This is a genomic window from Paenibacillus sp. 1781tsa1 (assembly GCF_024159265.1).
GTDB lineage: Bacteria > Bacillota > Bacilli > Paenibacillales > Paenibacillaceae > Paenibacillus.
The window spans coordinates 568254-587995 of the sequence record NZ_JAMYWY010000001.1; the positions used below are offsets into that span (position 1 = coordinate 568254).

Annotated in this window: 14 protein-coding genes; 6 read left to right on the forward strand and 8 right to left on the reverse strand. The window is 49.8% G+C overall.

What is annotated here, in order from left to right; genetic code table 11:
* Positions 1-118: 118 nt before the first annotated feature.
* Positions 119-1798: an NAD(P)H-hydrate dehydratase gene (locus NKT06_RS02700; protein ID WP_253429569.1), complete on the forward strand. Its 1680-nt coding sequence runs from the start codon at positions 119-121 to the stop codon at positions 1796-1798.
* Positions 1799-2594: 796 nt separating this feature from the next.
* On the opposite strand, the gene NKT06_RS02705 is transcribed toward NKT06_RS02700, so the two are convergent.
* The 4 genes from NKT06_RS02705 to NKT06_RS02720 form a co-directional block, all read right to left on the reverse strand.
* Complete coding sequence (locus NKT06_RS02705) at positions 2595-4247, reverse strand: methyl-accepting chemotaxis protein (RefSeq protein ID WP_253429572.1); 1653 nt, start codon at positions 4245-4247, stop codon at positions 2595-2597.
* A 26-nt stretch (positions 4248-4273) separates the two neighbouring features.
* Entirely contained in the window at positions 4274-5287 is a 1014-nt protein-coding gene (locus tag NKT06_RS02710) for a BMP family lipoprotein (RefSeq protein ID WP_253429575.1), read from the reverse strand.
* A gap of 367 nt (positions 5288-5654) precedes the next feature.
* A complete protein-coding gene (locus NKT06_RS02715) occupies positions 5655-7265 on the reverse strand; it encodes a gamma-glutamyltransferase family protein (protein ID WP_253429578.1) in 1611 nt (536 codons plus the stop codon).
* 218 nt (positions 7266-7483) lie between these two features.
* Positions 7484-8383 (reverse strand): SDR family oxidoreductase, encoded by a 900-nt coding sequence (locus tag NKT06_RS02720; RefSeq protein WP_253429581.1) that lies wholly within the window; start codon positions 8381-8383, stop codon positions 7484-7486.
* A 156-nt stretch (positions 8384-8539) separates the two neighbouring features.
* Here NKT06_RS02720 and fosB point away from each other — a divergent pair, with 156 nt between their 5' ends.
* On the forward strand, positions 8540-8959 hold the full coding sequence (fosB, locus tag NKT06_RS02725) for a metallothiol transferase FosB (RefSeq protein WP_253429584.1): 420 nt from the start codon (positions 8540-8542) through the stop codon (positions 8957-8959).
* A gap of 139 nt (positions 8960-9098) precedes the next feature.
* A complete protein-coding gene (locus NKT06_RS02730) occupies positions 9099-10910 on the forward strand; it encodes an alpha/beta hydrolase family protein (RefSeq protein WP_253429588.1) in 1812 nt (603 codons plus the stop codon).
* Between the two features lie 98 nt (positions 10911-11008).
* On the opposite strand, the gene NKT06_RS02735 is transcribed toward NKT06_RS02730, so the two are convergent.
* The 4 genes from NKT06_RS02735 to NKT06_RS02750 all read right to left on the reverse strand — a co-directional run bounded on the left by NKT06_RS02735 (position 11009) and on the right by NKT06_RS02750 (position 16762).
* A complete protein-coding gene (locus NKT06_RS02735) occupies positions 11009-12043 on the reverse strand; it encodes a phosphotransferase family protein (protein ID WP_253429591.1) in 1035 nt (344 codons plus the stop codon).
* Between the two features lie 21 nt (positions 12044-12064).
* A complete protein-coding gene (locus tag NKT06_RS02740) occupies positions 12065-13039 on the reverse strand; it encodes an SMI1/KNR4 family protein (protein WP_253429595.1) in 975 nt (324 codons plus the stop codon).
* Positions 13040-13204: 165 nt separating this feature from the next.
* Positions 13205-14236 (reverse strand): ribonucleotide-diphosphate reductase subunit beta, encoded by a 1032-nt coding sequence (locus NKT06_RS02745; RefSeq protein ID WP_105601435.1) that lies wholly within the window; start codon positions 14234-14236, stop codon positions 13205-13207.
* 192 nt (positions 14237-14428) lie between these two features.
* The gene (locus tag NKT06_RS02750; protein WP_253429597.1) at positions 14429-16762 is read right to left on the reverse strand and encodes a ribonucleoside-diphosphate reductase subunit alpha; all 2334 of its coding nucleotides are present in this window, start codon (positions 16760-16762) and stop codon (positions 14429-14431) included.
* Positions 16763-17537: 775 nt separating this feature from the next.
* Here NKT06_RS02750 and NKT06_RS02755 point away from each other — a divergent pair.
* The 3 genes from NKT06_RS02755 to NKT06_RS02765 all read left to right on the forward strand — a co-directional run bounded on the left by NKT06_RS02755 (position 17538) and on the right by NKT06_RS02765 (position 19719).
* On the forward strand, positions 17538-17864 hold the full coding sequence (locus tag NKT06_RS02755) for an MTH1187 family thiamine-binding protein (protein ID WP_253429600.1): 327 nt from the start codon (positions 17538-17540) through the stop codon (positions 17862-17864).
* A 228-nt stretch (positions 17865-18092) separates the two neighbouring features.
* Entirely contained in the window at positions 18093-18461 is a 369-nt protein-coding gene (locus NKT06_RS02760) for a hypothetical protein (RefSeq protein ID WP_253429603.1), read from the forward strand.
* Between the two features lie 25 nt (positions 18462-18486).
* Positions 18487-19719 carry a sialidase family protein gene (locus NKT06_RS02765; protein WP_253429606.1) on the forward strand — a complete coding sequence of 411 codons (1233 nt, stop codon included), beginning with the start codon at positions 18487-18489 and terminating at the stop codon, positions 19717-19719.
* Positions 19720-19742: the final 23 nt, after the last annotated feature.

Consider the following 19742-nt stretch of genomic DNA (forward strand, 5'->3'; position numbering starts at 1 on the left):
ATTGTGGTAACTGGATAAGGTAAGGGGAAAGATAGCGATACACATACAGGATCAGCATTTAAGTGTGAAGTTGTTGCTTTTAGGTATGAGATGAGCTTGTCACGGGGAGGGATGACCGTTGTTTATCGTGACCGCTGAACAGATGAGAGCTGTGGACGATCATACGATTCATCAGCTTGGTATTCCAGCAGCAAGTCTGATGGAGAATGCAGGCCGCGCCATAGCCGAGGAAGTGATCAAGCTGTGCCGGGAAGGGCAGGAAGTCGGCTGGCTTGCGGATTCAGGGCAGCTTGGTTATCACAGTAAGGCAGGTGCGAGGCGGGCACACACCGGGCCCGGCGATCGGCAGGGTTATGGTGGCGACATCATCGCCGATCCGGCGCTGGTGATGGAGCGCCCGGGAGATCAGCAGTGGTACATGCTGATCGGCAAGGGCAATAATGGCGGCGATGGACTGGTGGCCGCGCGCCATTTGGTTGAAGCAGGGCTTGGCGTGACATTGGTCTACGCCGATGCCCCTAAGGCACTGCGGGGCGAAGCCGCAGTGCAACGGGATGCCGCCGCGAAGCTCGGCATCCCTGCTCTTGTCCACGGGCGCGAAGCCGTGGACTTCAGCCGGTGCACAGGCATCGTGGATGCGCTGCTGGGCACCGGCTCGCGGGGGGCGCCGCGGGGAGCTTACGCGGCGCTGATTAAGGCGGCGAACGACAGCGGCAAGCCGGTCGTGTCCGCCGATGTGCCAAGCGGGCTGGACGCCGACACCGGAGAGGTGTACGAGCCTTGCATTCAAGCCCGGGTGACCGTATGCCTCGCGCTGCTCAAGCGCGGGCTGGTGCAGTACCCGGGCGCTTCTGCCGCGGGGCGCATTGTGATGCGCGCCATCGGCATTCCCTCGCGGCTTGCGCCAGAGCATGGCCCCTCGGTCCGTCTGCTGACGGACGAGGTGCTGCGCGGTGCGCTGCGCGTGGACACAGGCCGCCTCCGGGCACCGGACGGCCATAAGGGCACCTACGGCCACGTACTGCTGGCCGCAGGAAGTCTGCCGATGAGCGGCGCGGGCCTGCTCTCGGCCAAGGCCGCGCTGCGCGCAGGCTGCGGGCTCGCCACATGGGCGCTGCCCGCGGCACTGCTGCCGCATGTCATCGGCACCGTGCCCGAGCTCATGCTTGCTGCCGCCGCCGATGGCGACAGCGGCGAATGGAACGCGGCTTCCGCCTCCGCCGTGCTGCGTCTCGCGGAGAGCCGCGACGTGCTCGCGACCGGCCCGGGCCTCGGTCGCTTCAAGGGCGACACAGACTGGCTGCGCCGTCTGTGGCAACATACGGATCGTCCGCTCGTCATTGACGCGGACGCCCTCAACATGCTGGCAGACGCGGGCCCACATGGGCCTCGCGACTGGGGCCAGCGAAGTGCGGCGACAATCCTGACGCCGCACCCTGGCGAGATGGGTCGACTGCTGGGCATGTCGACCCAGGAAGTGCAGCGTGACCGCATTGGACACGCTGCACAGTACGCCCGCGAGCAGGGCGTGACCCTTGTGCTCAAGGGAGCACGAACGGTCATCGCAACGCCATCCGGCGAGGCGTACATCAACACCACCGGGCACGCCGGCATGGCGACTGGCGGTGCCGGAGACGTTTTGACCGGCATCATCGCCGGTCTGCTTGCCCAAGGGCTCAGCGCGGAGCAAGCTGCCGCGTTCGGCGTATATCTCCACGGACAGGCCGCCGAACAAGCAGCACTGCTGCGCGGTGACCCGTCGTCCCTGCTGGCGGGAGACATCATCGACGCATTGTGAGGACGGGGCTGAGGCAAGTTCTTGATTTTGGCTATCTAAGTGTGAGTGTATGACTACTCATGTCCAAGCTATAAGTAATCCAAGGAACCAGCACACCAAGAACGAGGTGTGTGAACGTTATGGGTTGTTCAAGGTTCATGTTCAGTGTTCATGATTCATGATTCATGTTCATTGTCTATTGTCCATTGCTCAACACCCAACACAAATGATCAATGCTCAATGCCCTAGCGAACCTGATACACCTTATGCCACGGTTTATATCGAGGAGCAAAAGCTAACGAACCCTATCCACGTTATTTCTATGTATTTCAGAGAAAACACCTGAAAAAGCGGACTAAATTAGGGAATAGAGTGCCTGAGATTCGTTAGATTTTATAATCCTCAATTCGTGGTCCAATAAGGTTTGCTCGGTTCGTTAAACGTTTGGATCTGAAACGCTGATGCCTTGTGATCCACTTTCGTGTCTGGTTACCGACTTGCGCGTGTCTTGGGAACAATGGTTAGTTGAAACAACGATTAGCTACTGAGAAGGGGAGCCCTGTCATGGTCTATGACGGAGGCTCCCCTTTGTTTGCTTGTATGTTCACGCTGCCTGATCCTGGCTTACCTATAACCTACCTATAGCGTACCTATAATCAGCATCTAACAGCATATAAACTACATCCAACCTACATCTGACCTGCATCCAACCTACCTCTTCACCCTTGTCACGAAGCAGGGCACTGCATGCTGGGATGCACGCATCCCGAATTCTTCGGCCAACTTGCTTACAGCCTGAATTCTCCCAACATCCTGCTTACAGCCGGAATCGCAGCAGTTCCTGATGCATCTCCGCACTGATATCACGCAGTGACTTCACCTTGATACTTGCATCAGCGAAGGAACGTTGTTGTTCCGACGTGGAGGCGGTAATCTCTTCACTGCTGGCAGCCGACTGCTCCGTGATGGCACTGATATTTTCAATGGCCTGTTGCACCTGTGTACTGAGTTCGTTGGATTGTTGCATGTCCTCAGCAAGCTGGTGGATACCCGTACTTATGCGCTCCACACTTTCACGAATGGCAGAGAAGGATTCACGAGTCTGGCTGGTGGCTTGTTCCTGTTCGCCGAATAGCTGCATGCTCTGTGCTACAGAATTCTTCACCTTGTCCATGGAGGTTGTGATTTCGCCCACCGCCGCATAGATATGCTTGACCGATTGCGCAGATTGTTCGGCGAGTTTGTTCACCTCGCCTGCAACAACAGCGAAGCCACGTCCGGCTTCTCCAGCGCGAGCAGCCTCTATGGAGGCATTTAACGAGAGCATGGTCGTTTGTTTGGCAATCTCCGATACATACGCAGTCATCGTAGTGATTCGAACCGCGCTTTCTTCCAGTTCCCGCACCGTTTGTTCCACCTCGGACATCGCCAGACGATTCACTTCGGCCAGACGGAGTTGCTCCGCTACAGCCTTATTTCCTTCCTCAACGGTAGTTAATACTTCGCGACCATCGATTACCGATTGGGAGGTGGCCTCCAGATTGCTATTGAAGGTAGACTGCATTTTGTCCACAACCATCACCGTTTCACTCAGATCCTCGGCAATCTTTTGACTACCAATCGAGAGTTCCTCCGTGGTGCGGGATACTTGCTGCACGATCGCTTGGGCTGTATCGTTACCGCGGTCAATATCTTGCGCCATCAGATCGACACGATGACCAGCTGCACCAATCGATTGAATAATACCACGGATATTATGGGTCATGATACCGAAGGAGCGACTCAGATCATCGAGTTCATCTTTGCCCCGAGCTTCCGATAATTGTCCGGTCAGGTCACCGTCCGCAATTTGTCCCGCAGCGTCTTTGAGCGTACGAATACGCCGGGCGATCTGCCGTGAAGTATACATATTGAACAACATTACAGCGACGAGCAATATGATAGCTCCACCGAGAGCGACTTGCCACGTTTGCTGAATGTCATGTTCCAAATCCACGGTATATTGATCATAACGATCCCGAGTCATCTCATCTAACGAATAGATATCATTCTGTATGCCCCGAACCCTAGTGCTGTAACGTTTCGCTTCCGCACTGTTCATCGCGCTCATCGCTTCGGTGGCTCCCTGGTTTAGAGCTTGTAATTTTGTCTCAATGGATTGTATAAGTTGTAACTGCGGATCGGTTTCGAGCAATCCGTCCGTAAGCTCCTGAATCATCGTTTGGCCTTCATCCAGCAAGCGGAGTACTGCGTCCTGATTTCCTGCTGTCATGGAGAACGAATAGACATCCAGTGCCTGCTGGGTCTGAATCTGATTGGCATTCAGTTCACTAACCTTGAGCATGGCTGGTACCAGATTTTGATTCTTGGCATTCATACCGAGCAATTGCATGATGATATAAGCGACCAGCGCAAGGCATAGAAGTAGTGAAATTAGAGCATTAAGTATTAGTTTTCCCTGTAGTTTCATGTACGTACCTCCTTGTATCCGATGGGTTATTGATCAAGCGTAATTTTGATTTGACCCGAAGAGATCTTTGCTTTCAGATCTTCGAAGGTTTTCTGCTGTTCATCACTGAGCGTGATATTATGTAGAGCAGTCAGACCCACGGCGTTCTCCGCCAGCCCCTCCACAATTTCTTTTTGAGGGAAGGTATGATTGTTTTTAATAAATGTGTTAACGGCATTATAGATAGAGACATCCACATTTTTCAGCATCGACGTCAGAATGGCTTTTTCCGCCAAAAAGAATTGATCGGTATCTACACCGATGGCGTATTTCCCTAATTTCTGAATCTCCGTCAGTGCACCAACGCCTGTGAGACCGGCAGCCACATAGATCACATCAGCGCCCTTGTCCTGAATCATCTGTGCAGCCAGTTGTTCACCCAGATCGGCATTACCGAAGTCCCCTGCGTAGACGGCATCCACGGTTGCATCCGGCTTGACAGCCAGAACACCTTGCTCAAAACCCTGCTCGAAATCACGAAGGACCGGGATCTCCATTCCACCAAGGAAACCGACATGATTTTCCGTTGTGGCCATAGCGGCAATAACACCTGCCAGATAACTTCCTTCTTCCGCCCGGAATGAAATGGAGGCAATGTTGGGCAGTTCGGATTGACTGTCAATCATGAGGAACTGCTGGTCAGGATATTGGGCTGCAACTTTCTCCATATCTGATTGGACCGTATCACTCAGGCCGATAATCAGATCGAATTTGGCTTCCGCAAACTCTTCAAATGCAGCTTCGGCAGTTAAATTCTCGCCCGGTTCACGATAGTCAAAGACAATGCTTTTCTCGTCTCTGGCCTGAACCAGCCCATCAAAAGCAGCATCATTAAAAGAACGGTCACCCAGACCCACTTCCGTAAGCACGATCCCGACCCTCGTTCTTGTGTCTGTTGACGTTGTTGTATTACTGGCTGAACACGCCCCCAGGATCAGTACCGTCAGGATTATCATTATGGTGAGACCTAGACCTGCGCGTCTGCTCTTGTTTGTTTTCATGTGTGGTACCCTCATTTCTGTATTCTCATTTTTCTGTTTTGAATGGTTTCTTAGCTCCAGGGAAGTACGTGTACATGGATGACACGTGTGGTGAGGATTTCCCTTTATCTATATCGGTTAGAAAGGCATTGTGATTTATGGTATGTAGTGAAAATTTACGAAAAAATAAATATTTTTCATGAATTACACATTATTTTCACATTTTCCTGGTTGGAAGGATACATAATTAACTACAGTCTGTTGTTTGCTGACGTTTAACGTGTCGAAAAGGCATAACAGAGATGACATGAATCATCTCTGTTATGCCTTTGAATAGAATCATATATGGATCAGAGGGTGATCTTCCCTTTGTAGAAATTACATGAGTTTACCAAGCCGCAATGGAGCCATCGGCTCGGGTTTCCGTACCTCCGCATAATACGCCATTGTCCGGGTTGCGCCAGATAATCTGACCGCGTCCAAACTGGGATGGATCGAGCGCCACTTGAATATCATGTCCCTTGCGGGCGAGTGCCTGTGCAATGTGTTGCGGGAAACCTGGTTCCACGAGAATAGTTTTGCCCTTCGTCCACTGCCAGCGCGGAGAATCTAAGGCGGCCTGTGGGTTCAGGTGATAATCGATTGTATTCATGACCACCTGTACATGACCCTGCGGCTGCATGAAACCACCCATGACACCAAATGGCCCGACCGCTTTGTTGCCACGGGTGAGGAATCCCGGGATGATCGTGTGATATGTTCGTTTGCCTGGCTCCAGTGCGTTCGCATGATTCGGGTCCAGTGAGAAGTTGTGTCCGCGATTTTGCAGGGCAATGCCTGTCCCCGGAACAACGAGTCCAGACCCGAAGCCCATGTAGTTACTCTGGATAAAGGAAACCATGTTGCCTTCACCGTCCGCTGTAGCCAGATAGACCGTTCCACTTGCTCGTGGATCACCTGCATCAGGTGTTCGTGCGGTATCACCAATGAGTTTGCGCCGTTCTTCCGCGTAGGCCTCGGACAGTAGTTCCTCTACGGTCACGCCCATTTTGCGTTCTTCGGTAATATATTTCTCCCCATCAGCAAATGCCAACTTCATGGCTTCAAGTTGCTGATGATATGCCTGAACGGATTCTTTATCGTCAAACTCGTAACCTTTCAACAGATTAAGCGCCGCGAGAGCAATCAGCCCTTGTCCATTCGGTGGGATTTCCCACACATCGTATCCGCGATAGGAGACAGAGATGGGATCAACCCACTCGGGCTGGAATGTTGCCAGATCTTCTTTGGTTAGATAACCACCGTGGTCTGCCATAAAGGAATGAATGCGTTCTGCCAGTTCTCCTTCGTAAAAGTCTCGCGCTTCGCTCTCGCCAATCTGGCGCAAAGTCGCCGCATGATCCGGCGAGCGCCACAACTCTCCAGCTGCGGGAACACGCCCGCCTGGAGCAAATGTCTCAAACCACGCACGCCCTGCCTTCGCATCACCCTGGCGTGCATAGATTTCGGCTGCCCTTGCCCAGTGGCGGGCCAGCCCAGGCGCAAGCGGATAACCTTCCTCCGCATAGCGGATGGCCGGTTCCAGCGCTTCCGCCAGCGTGAGCCGCCCGAAACGGCGGCTCAGCTCAGCCCAACCCGCCGGTGCGCCAGGCACCGTCACCGGAACAACCCCAAGCTTCGGCATCTCCGTATAGCCTGCCGCTTGAAGCGCCTCAATGGATATGCCCTGAGGCGCAGGGCCGCTGGCATTCAGGCCATGCAGTTTGCCCTCGGTCCAGACGAGGGCAAAAGCATCGCCTCCAATGCCATTGGACGTAGGCTCCAGCACGGTGAGTGCTGCCGCAGTTGCAATGGCTGCATCGATGGCGTTGCCGCCTTTTTTCAATACATCCAGACCGGCTTGTGCAGCCAGTGGCTGTGACGTGGCGACCATGCCTTGTTTCGCATACACAGGTACGCGGTACGAGGGGTATGGTTGGTAGAGTGGATCAAAGTTCATCAGGTTGTTCAGCTCCTTGTCACAAGATGTCAGGTTCCGGCATCACCGGATCATACTCCTAACCCTCTTCGCAACCGGACAACCGATATCCTGCCACACCTGCCAAATCCAACCTGACATCAGCTGCACATCGTTCAGAAATACGTTCCATCCCGGCTTGATTAGCCATCATCTAATACGTTTCTACCAAGGGAAGTGACATCAGCCACCGCATTACCCTAAGTCGTTACCATATCACCGCCATTGACATGAATGCATTCACCTGTGACGTAGGATGAATCGCGGGAGGCGAGATAGACATAAGCTGCCGCCAGTTCGTAAGGCTGACCAGCCCGACCCATAGGTGTCTCCGTTCCAAATACCTGCACATCCTCCGCGGAGAAGCTGGCAGGAATAAGAGGTGTCCAGATGGGACCAGGGGCAACAGAATTCACGCGGATTCCCTGTGCTGCGAGTGATTGGGAAAGTACACGAGTGAGCGACACGACAGCACCTTTGGTGGAGGAATAGTCGATCAACTGGACGTTACCTTTGTATGCTGTGATGGAAGCCGTATTGATGATGGAGGCACCATTGCACAGATGGGGGAGAGCGGCCTGGATCAGAAAGAAATAGGCGAACACATTCGTTTGAAAGGTGTGGTACAACTGCTCCTCCGTAATATCAACAATGCTTGGCTGCACGTACTGCACGCCATGGTTGTTGACCAGAATATCGATCTTTCCATAGGTCTCCATCGTCGTGCGAATGACGGTTTCACAATTTTTCTTCAGGCGGAGGTCAATCTCGATTAAGAGACAGCGCTGTCCCAGTTCTTCGATCCGTTCACGAGTCCTTTCGGCATCTGTCCGTTCATATAGATAAGCGATGACGATATCCGCACCTTCCTTGGCAAAAGCGATGGCTGCTGCCCGGCCGATTCCGCTATCACCACCCGTAATAATGGCAACTTTGCCTTCGAGTTTGCAGCTGCCGATATAAGCGGGATCTTCACTAATCGGTTCAGGCACCATCAGGGTTTCCAGACCGGGTTGCTGGTCCTGATGCTGGGGTGGAAATGCCAGCTTTTGCTCCTTGCACACCGTTTTCTCACCGTAAAAAGGATAAACAGGATTCATTCGCTTTACATCCTCCTCGAACGTACATTGATACGGATAACCTATGCATTCGCCCAGAAGGATGTGCGAGAGGAGCAGGCACAGCGGTTGTTTTTTGCGCAAAATATAACATAATAAGGATAGATCCTTTAAATCGATGGAGGTGTCAGGAGCCACATGAATATTCAAGGAATTAATCATTTGTGCTTTTCCGTATCCAATCTGGAGCGGTCCATTGCCTTTTATGAGCAGGCTCTCGGTGCCCGAATTCAAGTGAAAGGACGCAAACTGGCTTATTTCGAGTTGGCCGGTCTGTGGATTGCCTTGAATCAGGAGGATGTTATTCGCAATTATACGGAACGAACCTATACTCATATTGCTTTTACCGTCAAAGAAGAAGAGTTCGACGAATCTGTGCAGCAACTGCGAGCAGCCGGGGCGGACATACTTCCCGGAAGGCCAAGAGATCCGCGGGATGCATTATCCGTTTATTTCACCGATCCGGATGGACATCTGTTTGAACTGCATACAGGTACGATGAAGCAAAGGCTGGATTATTATCGCGAAGACAAAGCTCATATGACCTTTTATCCATAAGTGGAGGGGAAAATGGAGAGAATCTGAATTATAACTCACATATCTATTGTCTAAACATTGGCATTACCTATAATATGGACAAATGGTACCTTAATTTACCAATGTTAAATTCATTGGTTCAATTCCAAGGAGGTTTGTCATGATTCAGTTCCCTAAACCGGATGTTGAGCAATATTTTCAGACGTACCGTATTTCGCATTTTGCCGTATCGGCAGACGAGAAACGTTTGTTCATGGACAGCAATCTGAACGGTCAGCCGAATATTTGGGCGATGGATTTGCCTGGAGGATACCCGTATCCTTTAACGTACTTGAATCAGAGCAGTCAATTTATCAAAGCAGACCCGCAAGGACGTCATCTTCTTACCGCGTTTGATCGGGATGGAGATGAGAACTATCATTTATATGCCCTCAAACCGGAAGGCGGCGTTCCACTACCTATTGTATCGGCTGAGCCGAATGATCGCTGTTATTTCTCTGAATTGTCCGAGGATGGACAACGTCTCTATTATGTCACCAGCGCGGGTAATCCGAACTATCTGAATTCACGGCGCATCGATCTGGAGACAGGTGAAGATGAACTGTTATACAGTGGAGAAGAGGTTACGAGCAGCCTGGTTGCCGTAAGTCCTGACGAGAAGAGTTATGTCATTCTCAAAATGTACTCGAATACGTATCAGACGGCGCATCTGTATCGTAACGATGAAGAAATGGTCATTCTGCCAGCCTCAGAACGTCATAGTCAGGTATCCGATCTGATTTTTGCAGATGACAATCGCCTTCTGTTCATTACCAATGATGACTCCACATACGCCTATGTGGCTGAGTACCGTATCGATACCCGCGAATTCCGTTCATTGTGCAAAATTGAAGGTGAAGATGTGGAGTTTATCCGCTGGCATCAGGCTTCCGAGACCTTATATTTCTGGACACTTACAGGGCCGGAGAATCGTATGTACGTATTAGGCAAAAATGCCGATGAGCCTCGGCGCATAGAGATGCCGCTGGATACAATAGAGCAGGTGAACGTTACGAAGGCTGGTAATGTGTATATCCTCGGACGTGGAGCAATCCAGCCGCATAACATTTATCGCAAAATGGCAGGTGCTGAGTCCTGGGAACCGCTGACTGCCAATCGGGTAACCGGACTGCACCCAAGTGATCTCGTGTACCCTGACGTTATTTGGTATAACTCCTACGACGGACTGGAGATTGAAGCTCTTTTGTTCAAAGCAAAGCCCGAGCAGGCCAATGGTTACACGGTATTTTGGCCTCATGGTGGGCCGCAAGCCTCCGAAGCGAAGTTTTTTCGGCCGATGTTCCAGATGATGCTCGCTCAGGGCTATCATATCTTTGCACCGAATTTCCGAGGGAGTACCGGATATGGTGCGGAATTCGTCAAATTGGTTGAACGAGATTGGGGCGAAGGGCCAAGACTGGACTGTGTTGCCGGGATCAACTGGTTGTTTGATCAGGGAATTACCTCACCAGAGCGGTTGTTTGTGGTAGGAGGAAGTTATGGGGGATACATGACCCTGTTATTGGCAGGACGCCATCCGGAGCTGTTCCGGGCTGCGGTTGATATTTTTGGGCCAAGTAACCTGTTCACATTCCTTGAATCCGTACCGGAAGACTGGAAGCCGATGATGGATAACTGGCTGGGTGATCCGGTCCGTGACCGCGAACGCTTAACGAAGGATTCACCGATTACGTATCTCGATCAGATGGTTAACCCAATGCTGGTCATTCAGGGTGCCAATGATCCAAGGGTCGTGAAGGCCGAATCCGATCAGATCGTAGCTGCGCTCCAGTCGAAGGGACTTGATGTGGAATATATCGTTCTGGACGATGAGGGCCATGGCTTCTCCAGAAAAGCAAACGAGATTCTCGTGTATCGCCGGATGCTGGAGTTTTTGCAGAAACATCAGGAGTCACCCGTCGCACAGGCTTAAGTTGAGCAAGGTTTCATCATTGTTCGAGATATATAGTGTATGACGAAAACCGCCAGAGATCATCATTGATCTTTGGCGGTTATATGCGTGCGCCCGGATTAATCCAGCAATGCGAGAATCGAATCGATGGACTGCTCCGCCCACTGTGCAAAAGGCAGGTCGGGTGCCCACGTCACTTGTCCTGTCGCTTTGGCTTCGCCCCACCACAAGATCCGTTGATAGAGCAGATGCATGCTGAGACGTGTACGGAAGTGTTGGCACTTCTCCTCATCTGCTGCACAGATCAGATCCCGGTAGCAGCGAAGGAACAGTGAGGCCAGATCTGGTTGACCCTCACGAACATATCTGGTGGATATTTTGGTTAGGTCAGCTGTGCCGTCTCCGAAATAGGCGGTTGTAAAATCAAACAGACCACTAATCTGCCACCCTGAAGAACGATCGTCCAAATTTTGAATCAGGATATTCTCGACCTTGAAGTCTCCCATGACAAAACTCGGAACAGCTTTGGAACGAAATGCCGGTTCAGCATTTTTGAATTGCTCGTCCACCCACTGAACATCTTCATCCGTAATCACGGAGTATTGCTCCGCATCATGTAACCAGTGACGAATGGTTCCGTACAACCAGTCCAGATAATCGCCTGCAAAGGAAACAATCTGCTGCGCTATAGGGTCATATTCCCCGGCGTCAGGCACCTTCCAGCGGTGCAGCTCAGCCAAAGTATGGGCAAACATACAGGCGATCTCTTCCTGATCCTGCTGTGACAGTGAAGCCTGGAATGCTGGATCATACAGGTGATTCCCGGGCAGGCGCGGCATGATGGCATAACTCCAGCCTAGAAGTTCGGTATCTTCCTGTAATAAATAAGGATCAGGGACAGGAATGGACGTATGTTTCGCCAGTTGGTCTACAAAGAACTTTTCTTCCTGTAACTGTCCTGCATATAAAGGATTGCCTTTCAGAATATACTCTCCACGGGAAGAGCGAAAGAGCAAGGTCTGCCCCATAACCCCTTTATCCGTTCGTCGATAGTCTTCAAGTATTCCCAGGTCAAGCTCATTCAGCGCATCCTGCAATGAAACTGCGGCCACTTCGCCAAGTTGATTGGAACCAAAATAGATACGGGTTGTCATATGGCAGGATCCTCCTGAAGTTTAGTCCTCATTCTCTTCGTCAGACAGGTCATACCAATCCTCATCGACCAATCCACGGATGAAAGCTTCAAAATTCGGCGCAAGATATGTAATCTCATAATCATTTTCCTGATCCACATGAACGACACAGGGCTCGCCTTCAGGACCACAAAAGCGATAATCCAACATAACGACATCATGGCCAGCGGATGGACAATCACAGATCACAATCCCCAGGTCAGGGTATCCCCAATCTTCGATCATGAACCGACTCCCAAACTCTCCTCCAAGGGAATACATCTTGTCCCGGCCAATCCCCAAAATACTTGAAATCTCAATATGGTCCACAGCCCAGGAGGTTGCTTCTTCGGTTGGGAACACCGTTCGTGTAGGGATTCCACCATTTTGGGTATGCATAAGCTGAATATAGGAGGCAGGGAGCTTGTAACCAAATTCGTGTTCAAGCGATACAATCATTTCTTCGTCAAAGGGGGCCGACACATGGTTATCCCGTGCATAATCACTCTGCTTCCAGAATGTCACTGGGTCGTACGTTCCTGAAGCAGCACGAAGATGGTTCAACGTGCCACGCTGCTGCCATGCTGTCACGTGTTCTTCATGACGTTGTCGATCCCGCCGCATCTTCTCGACTAAAGGCCGAATCTGACTTAAAAATTCAAGGGTTGATTCATCATGTGGCTGAAGTTCGTTAGCTCTCTCAAACGCCAATAGTGCTTGTTCATAGTTGGCGATATAACAATACGCGTACCCTAAGCGATAATGCCACAGCGGGTCGTTGACTCCTTGCTCCTCGACAGACAACAGTTGTTGAATGGCTTCGCGGTAACGTGCGTCATTGTTATAGGCTCTGGCGAGTTGACCAATCAGATCATAATCCCGTTCCGAGACGGGGATACGCTCGATACGTTCTATAATGAGACTGAATTGGTCCTGCTCATGCCACAAGTTGATCTGTTCCAGCAGTTCTCTTTCCATGAATAGGCCTCATTTCGTTGGGAGGGATGTGAGTCTTTTACAAACTATCTTACAGGGTTAAGAGACAAAAAAACACTCCCGCATGTAGATAGCCATGAAGGCATTCTATCAAAGGGAGTGCTTTAATGTGTGCTTATTTATATCGGAATACTTGATCAGAAGATTTTACAAATCGTCAAATCCGTTATCGTCGCCGACTTTACCGTAGTTACGGGATTTGGCTTCGAAGAAGTCGGTTTTGGTTGCATTCAGTGCTTCATCGGAGAATGGTTTAATCCAAGGCATGCAGTTTACATCCACACCTTCATATGCTTTTTCCATACCCATCAGACGCAGACGTTTGTTAGCGATGTACTTGATGTAATCTTCCAACTCGTTCAGGTCAATGCCGCGTACGTTGCTGAGCGTATAATGTGCCCAGTTGGTTTCGAGCTCAACCGCACGATTAATGGTTGTGTATACATACTCCATGTTCTCAGGTGTGTTCAGTTCAGGGAAGTCTACCAGCAACTGTTTGTACACTTCAGCAAAGAAGTAACAGTGTTGGTTTTCATCCCGTTGGATATAAGAAATCATCTGGCTGGTTGCCATCATTTTCTGGTCACGGGCCAGGTTGTAGAAGAAGGCAAACGTACTATAGAAGAAGATTCCTTCGAGTACCAGATCGGCTACCATAGCTTGGAAGAACGTCTGTGGAGACGGCTCGTCCCGGAAGTTCTGATAGATATCAGCAATGAAACGGTTGCGGTCGAGCAGCACCGGATCATGTTTCCAGTATTCAAAAATTTCCTTTTGCTCCCGATCAGATACGATGGAAGAGAGGACGTAGGAATACGATTGGTTATGAACAACTTCCTGCTGTCCAATAATGGCCGAGATCGCTTCGAGGGAAGAATCGGTAAAGTAACGTTTTACGTCACCCACAAACATCGTCTGCATGGAATCAAGTACCGCGAGCAGGGAGATGTTGATTTTGAATGTACGTTGTTCTTCCTCATCCAGTTGAGCAAATTGGGAAGCATCTTTGGACATTGGAATTTCGTCTGCGATCCAGTGGTTGAGCAGCAGTACTTTGTACAATTTGTACATATGAGGCATGCGAATGTCGTTCCAGTTCAGGATACCGGAGCATTCACCTTCAATAATACGGGTGGATTGGTTAGGGGCTTCGGTGTTGAAAATTTTCTGTACTTGCATCGTCCGTTCACTCCTTGAAATATCATAATGTTCTGCCGACAGAACTTTGGAAAATCATCTATATCAACATCTTGCGATGCTGTGATCGTGTTTTAGGCAAAAAAGAACCAGGGCAACGCCATTTTGCAATCAAAACAGGATGCCCTGGTGGTCATCGTGAATCTGGTCAATCTGCTCTATCATGGGTAAAACTTAGCTTGCGCAAGAATCACATTCTTCAATGGTTAATGCCCGGCTACGAACGTAATACGTCGATTTCATGCCGGCTCTCCATGCGTGCAAGTGCAGTTCCAGGAATTCCGTTGCTTTAATATCCGGACGAACATACAGGTTGAAGCTCTGTCCCTGATCGACGTGGCGTTGACGGGCAGCAGCCATATTGATGGAAGCATGTTGATCCACCATGAACGCTGTTTTGTAGTACCAGATCGTTTTTTCGGACAGATCAGGTGCCGGGTTGGCAATCTTGTATGTCGTTTTCTCTTCATAGGACAACAGTTCGTAAAGCGGATCAATGCTGGCTGTTGAACCTGCAATGATGGACGTTGAACCATTTGGTGCAATGGCGAACAACCAAGCGTTACGTACACCGTTTTGCTGAACTTGGGCTTGCAGTTCTTTCCATTGTTCCGTTGTAACGAATTCGCCTACGCGCTCACCAGTCGTGTATTCCCGTTGGTCGAAGTATTTGCCTGTTTGCCAATCGGAACCTTGGAATTTCGGATAATGTCCTTTTTCCTTGGACAGCTCCATGCTGGCTTTCACGAGCAGATAGTTAATTTTTTCATACAGATTATCGTTATATGTGACTGCTTCTTCCGATTCCCAACGAATGCCTTCAAGAGCAAGCAGATGATGAAGTCCGAAGGTTCCCAGACCAACTGCACGGTATTGACTGTTGGTGTATTGGGCTTGCAGCACTTCAATGTTGTTGATATCGATAACGTTGTCCAGCATACGAACCTGAATCGGTACCAGACGTTCCAATACATCATGAGGTACAGCACGTGCCAAGTGAATGGAGTTCAGGTTGCAGACTACGAAATCGCCAGGTACTTTGGATATCACGATACGGGTTTGTCCATCCTTGGTTACGAGCTCTTCCTTTTCAACTACAGTCGCAGATTGGTTCTGCATGATTTCGGTACAAAGGTTGGAAGAGTACACCATGCCGTGTGCACTGTTCGGGTTCGAACGGTTAACGGTATCCCGGTAGAACATGTAAGGCGTACCCGTTTCCAGTTGGGATTTCATAACACGTTTCATAATATCAATCGCCTGAACCGTGATACGGGACAAGAGCGGATGGTTGACCGCTTCCTCATATTTCTCACGGAACGCGCCTGCGCCTACGGACTCATCATAGAAATCTTCCAGTCCGAGTGCACGACCGTTCTCATCTTTCCAGCCCATCACTTTTTTCGTTTCGTGCGGGCAGAACAGACTCCACTCACCGCGGCTGGCTACTCGCTCCATGAACAGGTCAGGCAGACAGATCCCGTGGAATACGTCATGTGCACGCATCCGTTCGTCACCGTTGTTCAGCTTCAGATCAAGGAAGGCCAGAATGTCTTTGTGGAAGACGTCCAGATATACGGCAATGGCACCTTTACGTGTACCAAGCTGGTCTACGCTGACCGCTGTATTGTTCAGTTGGCGAATCCAAGGGATTACACCGGAACTTGTGTTTTTGTGTCCACGAATATCTGATCCACGAGCTCTGACTTTACCAAGGTAAACGCCGATGCCGCCGCCCATTTTGCTCAGACGGGCTACATCTGTATTGGAATCGAAGATACCTTCAAGTGAGTCGTCCACAGTATCAATGAAGCAGCTGGAGAGCTGTCCAGCCACTTTTTTGCCCGCATTGGACATCGTAGGTGTAGCTGCTGTCATATACATGTTGCTCATCGCCCAGTAAGCTTCCTTAACGAGATCCATACGTTTCTCAGCAGGCTCCTGATGCATCAGGTACATCGCAATAACCATGTAACGCTCTTGAGGCAACTCCATTACTTTTCCGTCAAAATCGTGAGCAAGGTAACGTTCTGCCAGTGTGAGCAAGCCGATGTAATCGAAGAGCAGATCGTTGCGATAGTCAATGCACTCCGCAAGTTCGTCGATCTGTTCTTTGGTGTAACATTCCAGCAATTCCTCACGGTAGATGCCTTTTTTCACGAGATCTACAAGAAGAGGGTGAAATGCCCCATAAGGCTCGTCCGGGTAAGACTTGTATCTGCGGTTGGTCGCCGCTTTTTTGTACAGGGAAGTGAGCAGGGAGCGTGCCGCTGCAAATTTCCAGTTAGGCTCCTCTTTGGTTACCAGTTCCAGTGCGCTCATCATAAAAGCGTTGCTGATCTCGTCTCCGGTAACTTCGTCACGGCGGAGCTTGCTGTTTACCCCGCGTACCAGACGTTCCTTGTCGAGCATGTCCAGTCCTTCCAGAATACGGTCGGCATATACCGAGATGCGCATATCATCAAAGGCAAGCTGGCGGTTGTTCGGCTTGGTCACAACTTGTGGCATGAATATTCCTCGCTTTCGCATGTTTAAGAGATAAATTGGAGAAATTCTTTATATAAAGAATTGAGTGTCTTTCTTACGGTGAGAAAAAGAAATAGGGTTGCGTTTTGCGGACTGAAACGGCGGCGACAAATCATGTCTTAAATCGCTCAACTTGAGCGCACAAAGCAGCACAATGCAGAACATGCTCATATAAAAAGCATTCTCCCGCCTCGCGGCTGAAAATGCCCATGGATGCTCTGGCTTCCTTACTGTCTTGGAGGTTCAGGAATATCGACAGAGAAGGGTGCTTATGTAAGCTTTTGTCTATATGCAGATGTGCCTGTAGTTTGAGGATACCGGATGCAGTCCAAACAGCCCCTTTAACCTCGGTGTCAACTCTGTTTCGAGAAAGCGATTTACACCTACAGGGACGTGCCTTTGGAGGTGATTTCATCCTGTTTTTCGCGAGAATGCAGAAGCTGACTATTAGAAGCGGAGAAATCTAGTGTTACTACATTTTGTAGCTGTCAACATACTGTAACCCAACATATTGTGTTTGTAAAGTGGGCAGAACCAGTAAAACGTAATTCCGAGTATACCATTTAAGCCAGGAATCCGCAAAGGAAAAGGACTGGAAGATTTGAAGAATTATCAAAAAAAAATTTTGACCAATTCCAATGACGTCTTCACGTCAGTTTGAATTGTAACGTATTCAACTGGTAAAATAAAAGGAGTCAAATTTCGACTAAAATAAGCGGCAGCGGTTGTTCACGGGGCCCAGAGGAGGCGGAGCAAAATGGCAATAGCAGAAGTGACTGTCATTCCAATCGGAACGGGTACAACGAGTCTAAGCAGTTATGTGGCAGACATGCAAAAGGTATTGGAACATCAACGGGGCATTACATATCAGTTAACTTCCATGAGCACCATTATTGAGGGACCGCTTAACGAGATCTTTACAGCAATTGCGGCTCTGCATGAAGCGCCGTTTTTGTCAGGAGCTCAGCGTGTTTCCACATCCGTCAAGATTGACGACCGTCGTGATAAACCGGATGCCTCTAGTATACAGAAGTTACAATCGGTTCAGGATAAACTGATGTCACTTCAGGCAAGACCCAATTAACAAAGCTCCACGTCAGCGAATTAAATTAAATAGTCTATCATCACACTGCAAGTTCCGATCCGGGGCTTGCAGTTTTTTGCATTCAGCCAGCGGTTCGGAGTAAGGCATTCTCGCACAGAATCTTTCAACACTTCGTTGTAGATGCCGTGTCTTTCAACAAGATTCCACATATTTTATAGCATACTGTCAAACTTTGTCGGCGGTACCATAGAGGAAAGGAGGGAGGCAATGCCCTATAGTACAGGTCTTCTCTATAACTCACCAACAGGGGCGGATCGTGCCACTCAATTAATTGTGACCTGTTTGAATGATTCTCTCAATATTTCATCCAATATCGAGCTTCAGGTCTTTCGTTGGGATACTTCCCAGACGGCACGTATTCCAATCGGTCATGATCTGTTCCAGTTAGGTCCCCAAGTGTCCAAAACTTTGTTATATACACTGAACACAGCGGATTATTTTGAGGTGCAAAGCGATTTTTTTAGTGCGACCAGCACGTTGATCCAGGCTTATAGTTTGGACTCTGTAGGCAATGTTACACAGCGTGTGTTGCAATCCGAGATGGTATGGATCGACCGATTTACCAATATTCCATAATTTTAATAGACGGAGGTGAATGCGGATGCCGGTTGTAAATATTACAGGGGCTCTGGGAGGTAACCAGTTTGAACCGTCGATTGCGGTGAACGAATTACTGCCCAATATAATGTGTGTTGTTGCTGTCGATACAAGTACCGGACCAACAAGAATCGGATTTTACCGCTCCATTGACGGTGGACAGACCTGGTCGACCACGACCCTGCAGCAACCTGCCGGATACGATGGTGCGGAAGCCCCTACGATAGATTATACCTTTCCAAGCACATTCATTGTGACGGTGCATGTATTTAATGGGGATGACGATGGAACCATTGTCAGCTATACGTCGTTTGATGATGGGGTGAATTGGACTCCGCCTGTGTTTGTTAACAGAGGTTACGGACTGATTGTTCACAATGACGAACCGCTTGTTGCCTGTGATCGTACACCAGGCAGCCCGTACCGAGGGAATGTTTATGTGGGTTATACACCGCTGGCAACGGAGGCCTCTTCAATCTTTTTACAACGATCTGTGGATGTGGCTTCTACCTGGCAGATTCCAAGCCGAATCTCCAATCCAAGGGGCTTTCATGATCGGGCGACCATCGGGGTTGGATTCACCGGGGAAGTCTATGCCGGCTACATCCTCACCGGTCCGGGCAGCGCGTATGCTTTACTGCGGATATCCTATGACGGGGGCGTTACATTCCAGCCGCCTATAAGTAATCAGTCCACACTTATTGCCTCCGTTGTGCCATCACCACAGATTTTGCCTGTACCCAATTATGCATTTCGCGTTCAAACCAACCTGAATCTGGCTGCAGATATATCCAATAGTATTTACAGTGGTAGAGTTTATGCGGTATGGAACGATGCCCGAAACGGGTATACCGATGTATTTATGTGTAGCTCACCGGATGGATTGCTCTGGAGTGAGCCGATGAGTATTACTGGGGCACCTGTGGGATCGCAGAATTTCTTTCCTTCCATTACCGTATCTCCATTCACAGGAGTAATAAGGGTCATCTATTACACCAACCAGCTCGATGGTTTTCTGCTGGATGTTTATGTGGCGGAGTCGTTTGACGGGGGAGCAACGTTTACGAATCGAAGACTCACCACAACTTCATTTAATCCAAACGGAAACTCGCCAACCCCGACGGTCCTCATTGGTGACTATATCACGGCTTACACCCAGGCACCTGATAATCTGGCCGCAGTATGGATGGCAACAACTCAGCCTACGGGAAAGCTGGATGTCTATTTTGGTTCATAAGATCGAGATGTGTCTATAAAATA